Source organism: Paraburkholderia tropica (genome assembly GCF_900109265.1).
GTDB classification, from domain to species: Bacteria; Pseudomonadota; Gammaproteobacteria; order Burkholderiales; family Burkholderiaceae; genus Paraburkholderia; species Paraburkholderia tropica.
This window is the reverse complement of the sequence record NZ_FNZM01000001.1, coordinates 521,619-531,529: the sequence shown is the minus strand read 5'-3', so window position 1 is coordinate 531,529 and position 9,911 is coordinate 521,619. Positions and strand designations below refer to the sequence as shown.

Genomic DNA, 9,911 nt, shown 5'->3' with positions numbered 1-9,911 from the left:
TCAGGCGCGATTCAACATCTCGCGGGCATGAAAGATTCGAAGGTGATCGTCGCGATCAACAAGGACGAGGAAGCGCCGATTTTCACCGTAGCCGATTACGGTCTCGTCGGCGATCTGTTCACGGCCGTGCCGGAACTCGTGAACACGCTCGCATAAAGCGCGAAACCCGAAGCACAAAACCTGAAACACGCAGCACCCACAAGACGCGAATAAATAGCGCGCGCGCCGCCCCGCTCTCCAGCGGCGCGGCGCATTCAAAGACACAACAACAGCGTTCCCGTCGGAGAAAGCGTCAGGCAACCCCGTGAAGGTGGCCCGGCCCCGTTCGTCCGTCGCCTATCCGGCGGCACTGGCAAGGAGACACCTATGGCCTCATCCTCGATCGACACGATCAAGGCGCATCCCGAGTACCGGCAGCTCGTCGCGGCACGACGCCGCTTCAGCTTCTCGCTCACCGCGCTCATGATCGCCCTGTATTACGGCTTCATCCTGATCGTCGCGCTCGCGCCGCATCAGCTCGCGCATCCGCTGTATGCGGGCGCGACCACGAGCGTCGGCATTCTGGTCGGCGTGGGCATCATCCTCGGCGCGATCGCGCTGACCGGTTTCTACGTGCTGCGCGCCAATCGCCGCTTCGACCCGGCCATGCGCGCGCTCATCGCCCGGCTGCAACACGAGGTGACGGCATGACGCGCCCGCTTCGTTCATTCGCCGCGCTCGCGCTCGCCACGGCCTCCGTGCTCGCGCACGCCAACGTGCCCGCCGGCCCGGCCGCGCCCATGCCGCCGCATCAGCACAATCCGGTGGCGATCGGCATGTTCCTGCTGTTCGTGCTCGTCACGCTCGGCATCACGCAATGGGCCGCGCGCCGCACGCGCACCACGCGCGACTTCTACACCGGCGGCGGCGGCATCACCGGCTTCCAGAACGGCCTCGCCATCGCCGGCGATTACATGTCGGCGGCCTCGTTTCTCGGCCTCTCGGGCATGGTGTTCATCTTCGGCTTCGACGGCCTGATCTATTCGATCGGCTTCCTCGTCGGCTGGCCGTTCGTGATGTTCCTGATCGCCGAACCGCTGCGCAATCTCGGCAAATTCACCTTCGCCGACGTCGTCGCCTATCGCTTCGCGCAAGGCCCGATCCGCATGATGACCTCGGCCAATTCGCTCGTCGTGGTGATCTTCTACCTGGTCGTGCAGATGGTGGGCGCGGGCAAGCTGATCGAACTGCTGCTCGGCCTCGACTACTGGATCGCCGAAATCGTGGTGGGCGCGCTGATGGTGATCTACGTGTTCTTCGGCGGCATGACCGCGACCACGTGGGTGCAACTCATCAAGGCCGCGCTGCTGCTGTGCGGCGCGACGCTCATGGCGATTCTCGCGCTCGCGCAATTCGGCTTCAGCCCGAACGAGATGTTCCGCCAGGCCGTGAACGTGCATCCGGGCGCGCTCAGCATCATGGCGCCCGGCAAGCTGATCCGCGACCCGCTCAACGCGCTCTCGCTCGGCATCGCGCTGATGTTCGGCACGGCGGGCTTCCCGCACATCCTGATGCGCTTTTTCACGGTGCCGAACGCGAAGGAAGCGCGCAAGTCGGTGTTCTATGCGACGGGTTTCATCGGCTATTTTTATCTGCTCACGTTCGTGATCGGCTTTTCGGCGATCGCGCTGCTCGCGCAGCATCCGGAGTTCTTCCGCCTCGACGCCGGCGGCCACTTCAATCTGACGAGCGACCTGCTGGGCGGCTCGAACATGGTGGCCGTGAAGCTCGCCCAGGCGGTGGGCGGCAATCTGTTCTACGGCTTCATCGCGGCGGTCACGTTCGCGACGATCCTCGCCGTGGTGGCGGGCCTCACGCTCTCGGGCGCGACCACGGTCTCGCACGATCTGTACGCAAGCTGGCTCGCGCGCGGACGCAAGGACGAACGCCGCGAAATGCGCATCTCGCGCGTGGCGACGCTCACGCTCAGCGTGATCGCAATCGCGCTCGGCATCCTGTTCGAGCATGCGAACGTGGCGTTTCTCGTCGGTTTGGTGGCGGCGGTCGCGGCCAGCGCCAACTTCCCGGTGCTGGTGATGTCGATCTTCTGGCGCGGCATGACCACGCGCGGTGCGGTGGCGGGCGGCGCGCTCGGCCTTGCGGCTTCGGTGCTGCTCACGCTGTTCTCGAAGTCGGTGTGGGTCGACGTGCTGCATCACGCCCACGCGCTCGTCATGCTCGACAACCCGGCGCTCGTGTCGGTGCCGCTCGCGTTCATCGGCATCTGGACGGTCTCGCGCCTCGATAACAGCGCGCGCGCCCGCAAGGAGCGCGAAGCGTTCGCGGCCCAGGAGTTCTACGGCCAGACCGGCCTGCTGCCGATGGAAGCGGTCAAGCACTGACGCAAGCCGGACGCGCGGAAAGCGCACAGAAAGCGCAACACGTGCTGAACGCCCCGCGCCGCGCGCCTCGCGCCCGCCGCGGGGCGTTTTTTCATGGGCGCGGCGGCGTCACGGCGGGCGCAAGCCGGCGGCGCGCCGGAACCGTAGCGGTGCAGCACCGCGCGCGCAAATCCGACCCCGGTTATATTGCGGATGGGGACGCGCGCTTCGCTCACGACGACCAGTACGCCGGTGACGCCGCGCGCCGCGCCCCGCGCCGATCCACCGCCGCGCCGGCCCGCGCGGCTCCCAACCAGGCACCCAACCCGCGTCGATGGAGCACGCCTACGTCCAGTTGCTGCACCTGCTCGCCGAGTATCCCGGCTGGACGCTCGCGTTCGTCGTGTTCGCCGCGTTCCTCGAATCGCTCGCCCTCATCGGCACGTTCTTTCCGGGCAGCACGGCGATGTTCATCGCGGGCGCCTTCGCGGGCACGGGCGCGCTCAATCTCGGCTGGCTGTTCGTCTGCGCGATCGTGGGCGCGGTGGCCGGCGACGCGCTGAGCTTCTGGATCGGCCGCCGTTATTGCGACTCCATCGTCAAGGTCTGGCCGTTCAGCCGGCATCCCGCCATCCTCGAAAAAGCCGAAGCCTACTTCGCGCGCCACGGCACGCGCAGCGTGATCCTCGCGCGCTTCGTCGGACCGCTGCGCGCCGTGGTGCCCATCGTCGCGGGCATGGCGGGCATGACGCCGATGCGCTTTTTCGTGATGAACGTGATTTCCGCGCTCGTCTGGGCGCCCGCGCATATCCTGCCGGGCGTGGTGTTCGGCGCGTCGCTGCAACTGGCGGGCGCGGTGTCGTTCCGGCTCGTGGTCGCGCTGGCGATGATCGCGCTCGCGTTCTGGCTGATCTGGCGCTTCACGCACGTGCTGCTCGCGCATCTGGACCAGTGGGCGGGCGCCTCGCGGCGCGGCGCGGCGCAGTGGGCCCAGCGGCACGGCGAAAGCCACGCGGCGCGGCGCATCGCGCGCCTGCTCGACCCCAGGCAGCCCGCGCTCGGCGCCGTGCTGGTGGTGACGGCGCTGGTGCCGCTGTGCGCCGCCGTGTTCTCGTACGTGCTGAGCAACCTGCTGCGCGGCGATCCGCTCGTGCAGATCGACCAGTCGGTGCGCCTCTTTCTGCATTCGATCCACACGACCTGGGCCGACGACGTGCTCGCGCGCGTCGAAACGCTCGGCAGCAATCTCACGCTCGCCCTGCTGGTCGTGACCGTGACGGCGTGGATGGCGCTCGAACGGCGCTGGCGCACCATCGCGTACTGGATGCTGGCCGCGGGCGTCTCGCAGGCGCTCATCCTCGTACTGCGCATCCTGATCCATCACGACGTGGGCGCGGCGGCGCACGTGGGCGCATACGTGTTCCCGAGCGACCGCGTGGCGTCGATGGTGATCGTCTACGGCTTCATGATGTTCCTGCTCGTGCGGCGCGCGAACATGCCGCAGGCCGCCATCGTGGCGACGCTCGGCAATGCGATCGTGGTGTCGGTGACCTTCGCGGGCCTTTATTTCGACCGCTTCCTGTTCTCCGACGCAATCGGCGGCGCGGCCTTCGCCTCGATCTGGGTCGCGGCGGTCGTGCTGCTCTCGCTGTGGCGCTATCCGCAGCGTCCGCCCGAGCGCAACGTGATGCCGTCGATCGTGCTCGCGGTGCTGGTGCTGGCGTTCGTGCTGCAGCGCGGCGCGGCCGGGCACGTGGCGGCCGTCGAATCGCGCGACGAAGAACCGCCGGTCGTCGTCAGCCAGCTCGCGTGGACCGACACGCTCTGGCGCACCTTCGCGTGCTACCGCGTGGACATGAAAGGCGAGCGCCGCGAGCCGATGACGCTCCAGTGGGCCGCCAGCGCCGCCGACCTGAGCCACGCGCTGCGCGACGCGGGCTGGAGCGAAGGCACGCAGTTTTCGGTCAAGAGCGTGCTCTCGCTGGTCGCGCCGAACGTCGACGCGCTCTCGCTGCCGCTGCTGCCGAAGCTGAACAACGGCCAGCCGTCGCCGCTGGTGTTCGCGCGCCTGCATCTGCCCGACGATCCGCAACGGCCCGGCAGCCGCCGCGACGTGCTGCGCTTCTGGCCGACCGGCTATGCGCTCGCGTCCGCCGACACGCCGATCTGGGTGGGCTCGCTCGTGCACGAACGGCTGCGCCGCGCGTCCTGGCCGTTCAACGTGCTGACGACCTACGTGGATCGCGACAACGACGGCAGCGACCAGGTCCGCCGCCCCGACCTGGCCGCGCCGGGCGAGCCGCCCGGCTGGCGCGTCATGACGATGCCGGGCAGCGAAGGCTGCGAAGGGCGACCGGTCATGCTGGTCGTTTCCGGCGGCCGCTGATTGAGCGCGGCGATTCCACGCACCGCCTGACGGCTGCGCCCGGCCCTGCCGGCACAGGCGTTCGCGGCGGCCGACGCGATCGCTACGCGCCCGGCTGGGCCAGCGACTCGGCCCAACTGCCGCTGGCGTGGAAGCGGTCGATGCGCGAGCGCGCGTCGGCGTACGCGGCGTCGAGCGCCGCATCGGGCCCGACGTAATTGCGCATCAGATCGTGAAAGCGCACGCTGCGCCCGTCCAGATGCGCGTCCGCGCCGTGCCGGCAGATATAGCCGCTGTAGTGAAACAGCGGCTCGGGCGAACGCGGCCCGAATGCCGGAATCGGCAACACCCAGATTTCGAAGCCTTCATGTTCAGTGTGGTCCCACATGACTGATCTCTCCGCGGACAGGACAGGGCTATCGTCGCACGCGCGCCTTTTACCTGCAAACCGCCTGTTTCCGCGAGTTTGATTACACTATGCGGCACTGGCCCCCACGCTCCCCACGCGCGCCCGGCAGGGAACCGAAAGCTTCCCGCCCGCGCGCCGCCGCGGCGTGCGCGGTGCCGTATCCGCATCCGACTTCACGAGCGAAACCCCACACCATGACGCCGGCCTCACTCACGCAGGAACCGCAGTCCGTCTCCAGCGCCGTCACCCGCAGCGCGTTTTTCATCGTCCTGTCCGTCAACGAGGATGCCGCCAGCCGCGCCGCCGTGCGCGCCTGGTGCGCGGACGTCGGCAATCTCGTGCGCGCCGTCGGCAAACGCGTGCCCGCCGGCAACCTCTCGTGCGTGGTCGGCTTTTCGTCCGACGCATGGGACACGCTGTTCGGCGAGCCGCGTCCCGCCGAATTGCACCCGTTCCGCGAATTCGGCAAGGGCGAGCGCGTGGCCGTCGCCACGCCGGGCGACATCCTGCTGCACATTCGCGCCGACGAAACCGACCTCTGCTTCGAACTCGCCACGCAGCTCATGAAGAAGCTCGACGGCGCGGTCACGACCGAGGACGAAGTGCACGGCTTCCGCAACTTCGACATGCGCGCGATGATCGGTTTCGTCGACGGCACCGAGAATCCGACCGGCAACGAAGCGGTCCATTTCACCGTGATCGGCGAAAACGAAGACCCCGACTTCTGCGGCGGCAGCTACGTGCTGGTGCAGAAGTACCTGCACGACATGAAGGGCTGGAACGCGCTGCCCGTGGAAGCGCAGGAACACATCATCGGGCGCACCAAGCTGCAGGACATCGAACTCGACGAAGACGTGAAGCCGAGCTGGTCGCACAGCTCGCTGACCACGCTCGACGACGCCGACGGCAACGAGATCAAGATCCTGCGCGACAACATGCCGTTCGGCCGGCCGGGCTCGGGCGAGTTCGGCACGTATTTCATCGGCTACGCGCGCTCGCCCGCGCCCATCGAGCAGATGCTGGAAAACATGTTCGTCGGTTTGCCGCCAGGCAACTACGACCGCCTGCTCGACTTCAGCCGCGCCGTGACCGGCGGGCTGTTCTTCGTGCCGTCGCAGCCGCTGCTCGAAGCGCTCGCCGACCACGAACCGGGCGCGGCCGCCACCATCGACACGCCGGACGCCTCGGCGCCGGACACGCAAACCGAGACGGCCGCCGCGAACGCGGACGGCTCGCTCGCCATCGGATCACTCAAAGGAGCTCCCCGGTATGAATAACCTCCATCGCGAGCTGGCGCCCATTTCCACGGCCGCGTGGTCGCAGATCGAAGAAGAAGTCGCGCGCACCTTCAAGCGCTCGCTGGCGGGCCGCCGCGTCGTGGACGTGAACGGCCCCGGCGGCGCCGCGCTCGCCGCGGTCGGCACCGGCCATCAGAACGGCATCGAAGCGCCGCTCGACGGCATCCGCGCGCGCCAGCGCGAAGTGAAGGCGATCGTCGAACTGCGCGTGCCGTTCGAACTCTCGCGCGAAGCCATCGACGACGTCGAGCGCGGCGCGGAAGACTCCGACTGGCAGCCCGCGAAAGACGCGGCCACGCGCCTCGCGTTCGCCGAAGACCGCGCGATCTTCGACGGCTACAAGGCCGCGCAGATCACGGGCATTCGCGAAGGCACGTCGAACCCGCTGCTGCCGATGCCCGCCGACATCGCCGATTACCCGACGGTCATCGCCAAGGCGCTCGAACAACTGCGCCTGCAGGGCGTGGACGGCCCGTACGCGGTGCTGCTCGGCTCGGACGCCTACACGGCCGTGAGCGAGGCGAGCGATCAGGGCTATCCGATTCTCGAACACATCCGCCGCCTCGTGAACGGCGAGATCATCTGGGCGCCGGCGATCGAAGGCGGCAGCATTCTCAGTACGCGCGGCGGCGACTTCGCGCTGCATCTGGGTCAGGACGTGTCGATCGGCTATGCCTCGCACGACGACAAGAGCGTGAAGCTGTATCTGCAGGAAAGCTTCACGTTCATGATGCTGACGTCCGAAGCGTCGGTGACGGTGACGGCGGAGTAAGCGCGCGCGTCGCACTTAACGCACGTGCATGACGCACACGCAAAAAAAGGGGCGCTCGCAGCGCCCCTTTTCCGTTTACACCTTGCGTCCACGCATCACTGATAGAAGTTCAGCGTGACCATCGCCGAGCGGCCCGGCGCCCAGGTCGCGTAGATCGGATACGCGCTCTGGTAGTACTTCTTGTCGAAGATGTTGTTCACGTTGAGCTGCAAGTCGACCTTCTTCGAGACGCGCCACGTCGCCGACGCGTCGAAACGCGCGTAGCCCGGCGTCCATTTGCGCGAGGTCGCCGACACCGACGCGTACGTCAGGCTCGACACCGTCGCGCCCGCGCCGATGTTCAGCTTCGGCAGCACGTCGTAGCTCGTCCACAGCGTGAAGTTGTGCTTGGGCACCATCACCATCGGCAGGCCGGAGAGCGCCGGGCTCGTCGGACCCGCGTTGGTCGTGATCGCGTCGAGATACGAATAGCCGCCGAACACGGCCCACTTTTCCGTCACGTTGCCCGCGAAGCCGAATTCGAAGCCGCGCACGCGCTGCGAACCGGCGTTGATCGTGCCGCCCAGGCCGTCGCTCACGCGCGCGTTGGTCTTGTCGGTCTGGAACAGCGCGGTCGTCAGCGACAGACGGCGGTCGAGCACGTCCCACTTCGCGCCCACTTCGATATTGCGCGAACGCTCCGGCGCGAGATCCTGATTGGTCGCCGTGAGCTGGTCGGTGCCGCCGCCCAGCCCCGAGTTCGCGCCCGGCGGATTCGCCGACGTGCCGTACGACGCGTACAGGCTCACCGTGTCGATCGGCTTGAAGACGAGGCCGAACTGATAGCTGAACAGGTTCGACGTGTTGTTCAGATTCGCCACGCCCGCTTGCTCGGCCGTCACGTCGTAACGGTCGAAGCGCACGCCCGCGTTGAAGATCCAGCGCTGCGACAGTTGCACGCTGTCGAACAGATACGCCGAGGCGGTGTTGGTCTGCGTATGCGTCGCCGGGCCGGGGAAGCTCTTGTCGCCGTTGAGCAGCACGCTGCCGGTCCACGGATTGTTCGGGTTCCAGCTGCCGAGCGGCGTGCAGTTGTACGCCACCGAGCACGGGCCGCCCGAGCGGATGTTGTTGCCCTTCGAATCGGTGACGAGATAGCCCTCGTAGAGATCCTGCTCGTGGCTGAACTCCACGCCCGCCGTGAGCGTGTGGCGCATGCCGTAAAGATCGAACTTGCCGTTCGCCTCGGTCTGGTTCGACACGCTGTTGGTCGCGTACTTGCCGCTCTTGGCCTGCAGGCTCAGCAGGTTCGGATTCGTGCTGGAGATCTGCGGATTGGTCGCGAGATAGTCGAGCGTCGAGCGGCCGAACATCGTCGTGTTGTGGATCTTCCACGCGTCGTTGATGCGGTGCTCGACCTTCACTTCACCGGTGTCGGTCTGGCCGTAGCGATAGTCGCGCGAATTCAGGCCGTAGAACTGGCTGCGGTTGCTCGGCACCGGCGTGCCGCCCGTCGAGCGGAACGGCACGCTGAAGTCGGGCATGTCGTAGCTGCTCAGGTGGTAGTAGCTCACCGTGACCGTGGTCGGCGAGTTCAGGCCGAACGCGATCGACGGCGCCACGCCCCAGCGCTTGCTGTAGACGTTGGTGCGGCCCGCCTGGTCGGCGTCGTGGCCCATCGCGTTCAGGCGGAATGCGGTGGTGTCGTTGAGCTGCTGGTTCCAGTCGATGGTCGCGCGGCGGTAGCTGTCCGTGCCGAGACCGATGCTGCCGTTGATGAAGCTGTCGGCCTGCGGCGTCTTGGTCGTGATGTCGATGCTGCCGCCCACCGAACCGCGCCCCGCGTACACCGAATCCGGGCCCTTCACGACGCTGATGTTCTCCACGTCGAAGGTCTCGCGGTTCTGCACGCCCGAGTCGCGCATGCCGTCGACGAAGATCGAGTTGCGCGACTCGAAGCCGCGAATCACCGGACGGTCCGCCGACGGATTCGCCGCCGCGTCGCCGCCGAGGAAGGTGATGCCCGGCACCGTGCGCAGCGCGTCCTGGAACGTCGAGACGTTCTTCTGCTTGAGCACTTCTTCCGGAATCACCGTGATCGAGCGCGGCGTGTCGATGAGCGGCGAGGTGAACTTGTACGACGAAAGCGACTTCGTCTGCATCTCCGAAGGCGCCGAGGAGCTGACCTTGACGGCGGGCAGCATGGCGTCGGCGGCGTTCGGCGTGGGCGTCGTGGGCGTCGTGGTGGTGGTGGCGCTGGATGCGGCCACGGCCGGCGCAGCTTGCGCATGCGCGGCGGTCGCGGCGAAAAATCCGGAGCAATAGAGGGCTGCGACGGACGCGACAGTGCGCATCCGACTCGGGAAGTGAGCGGACATGGTGAGCGGCTTGATCGAAGGCGGAGACGGGATAGCACCAGGCGTCACGCGCCACGCAGCACTTCCCGGCCCCTGTAATTTATGTTATTTGCAAATGCGTATGATTCTCATTTGCCGTCGCAATTGTAATGACATGTTATTTTTCTGTAAACACTGATTACCGAATATTCAGCGGCGAGGGCGTTGGGGATCGTCGGCGATGGCAAGGCGCGCGGCACGCGCAGGCCGGAATTCATGGCGAAGATGAGTGGCAGGCGACCGTTCGGCGCTGACCGGGCGGCCATGTCAGGACGCGCCGGGAGCCGGTATGATGGCGGGCCGCGCTTCGCGCGCCGCCCTGCGCGGCGAGG

General features: G+C 67.1%; 7 protein-coding genes and 1 pseudogene. 6 read left to right on the top strand and 2 right to left on the bottom strand.

Going from position 1 to position 9,911, the window contains the following annotated elements; genetic code table 11:
• The 4 genes and pseudogenes from BMY06_RS38380 to BMY06_RS02325 all read left to right on the top strand — a co-directional run.
• A pseudogene (locus tag BMY06_RS38380) lies at positions 1 to 156 on the top strand (electron transfer flavoprotein subunit alpha/FixB family protein); the annotation flags it as partial.
• A gap of 210 nt (positions 157 to 366) precedes the next feature.
• Positions 367 to 690 carry a DUF485 domain-containing protein gene (locus BMY06_RS02335; protein ID WP_065057714.1) on the top strand — a complete coding sequence of 108 codons (324 nt, stop codon included), beginning with the start codon at positions 367 to 369 and terminating at the stop codon, positions 688 to 690.
• Complete coding sequence (locus BMY06_RS02330; RefSeq protein WP_074981340.1) at positions 687 to 2,381, top strand: cation acetate symporter; 1,695 nt, start codon at positions 687 to 689, stop codon at positions 2,379 to 2,381. The genes BMY06_RS02335 and BMY06_RS02330 overlap by 4 nt, the downstream gene beginning before the upstream one ends.
• Positions 2,382 to 2,694: 313 nt before the next feature.
• Positions 2,695 to 4,746: a VTT domain-containing protein gene (locus BMY06_RS02325; protein WP_074981338.1), complete on the top strand. Its 2,052-nt coding sequence runs from the start codon at positions 2,695 to 2,697 to the stop codon at positions 4,744 to 4,746.
• Between the two features lie 82 nt (positions 4,747 to 4,828).
• On the opposite strand, the gene BMY06_RS02320 is transcribed toward BMY06_RS02325, so the two are convergent.
• Positions 4,829 to 5,113 (bottom strand): hypothetical protein, encoded by a 285-nt coding sequence (locus BMY06_RS02320; RefSeq protein WP_065057711.1) that lies wholly within the window; start codon positions 5,111 to 5,113, stop codon positions 4,829 to 4,831.
• 215 nt (positions 5,114 to 5,328) lie between these two features.
• Here BMY06_RS02320 and BMY06_RS02315 point away from each other — a divergent pair, with 215 nt between their 5' ends.
• Together BMY06_RS02315 and BMY06_RS02310 are read left to right on the top strand one after the other, a co-directional pair.
• On the top strand, positions 5,329 to 6,411 hold the full coding sequence (locus tag BMY06_RS02315; protein ID WP_065057710.1) for a Dyp-type peroxidase: 1,083 nt from the start codon (positions 5,329 to 5,331) through the stop codon (positions 6,409 to 6,411).
• A complete protein-coding gene (locus BMY06_RS02310) occupies positions 6,404 to 7,204 on the top strand; it encodes a family 1 encapsulin nanocompartment shell protein (RefSeq protein ID WP_065057709.1) in 801 nt (266 codons plus the stop codon). The genes BMY06_RS02315 and BMY06_RS02310 overlap by 8 nt, the downstream gene beginning before the upstream one ends.
• A gap of 95 nt (positions 7,205 to 7,299) precedes the next feature.
• On the opposite strand, the gene BMY06_RS02305 is transcribed toward BMY06_RS02310, so the two are convergent.
• Positions 7,300 to 9,561 (bottom strand): TonB-dependent receptor, encoded by a 2,262-nt coding sequence (locus BMY06_RS02305; protein ID WP_074981336.1) that lies wholly within the window; start codon positions 9,559 to 9,561, stop codon positions 7,300 to 7,302.
• Positions 9,562 to 9,911 lie beyond the last annotated feature (350 nt).

Coding starts and splice junctions, on each gene's coding strand:
- BMY06_RS02335 (WP_065057714.1), top strand. CDS start 367: ATGGCCTCATCCTCGATCGACACGATCAAGGCGCATCCCGAGTACCGG.
- BMY06_RS02330 (WP_074981340.1), top strand. CDS start 687: ATGACGCGCCCGCTTCGTTCATTCGCCGCGCTCGCGCTCGCCACGGCC.
- BMY06_RS02325 (WP_074981338.1), top strand. CDS start 2,695: ATGGAGCACGCCTACGTCCAGTTGCTGCACCTGCTCGCCGAGTATCCC.
- BMY06_RS02320 (WP_065057711.1), bottom strand. CDS start 5,113: ATGTGGGACCACACTGAACATGAAGGCTTCGAAATCTGGGTGTTGCCG.
- BMY06_RS02315 (WP_065057710.1), top strand. CDS start 5,329: ATGACGCCGGCCTCACTCACGCAGGAACCGCAGTCCGTCTCCAGCGCC.
- BMY06_RS02310 (WP_065057709.1), top strand. CDS start 6,404: ATGAATAACCTCCATCGCGAGCTGGCGCCCATTTCCACGGCCGCGTGG.
- BMY06_RS02305 (WP_074981336.1), bottom strand. CDS start 9,561: ATGTCCGCTCACTTCCCGAGTCGGATGCGCACTGTCGCGTCCGTCGCA.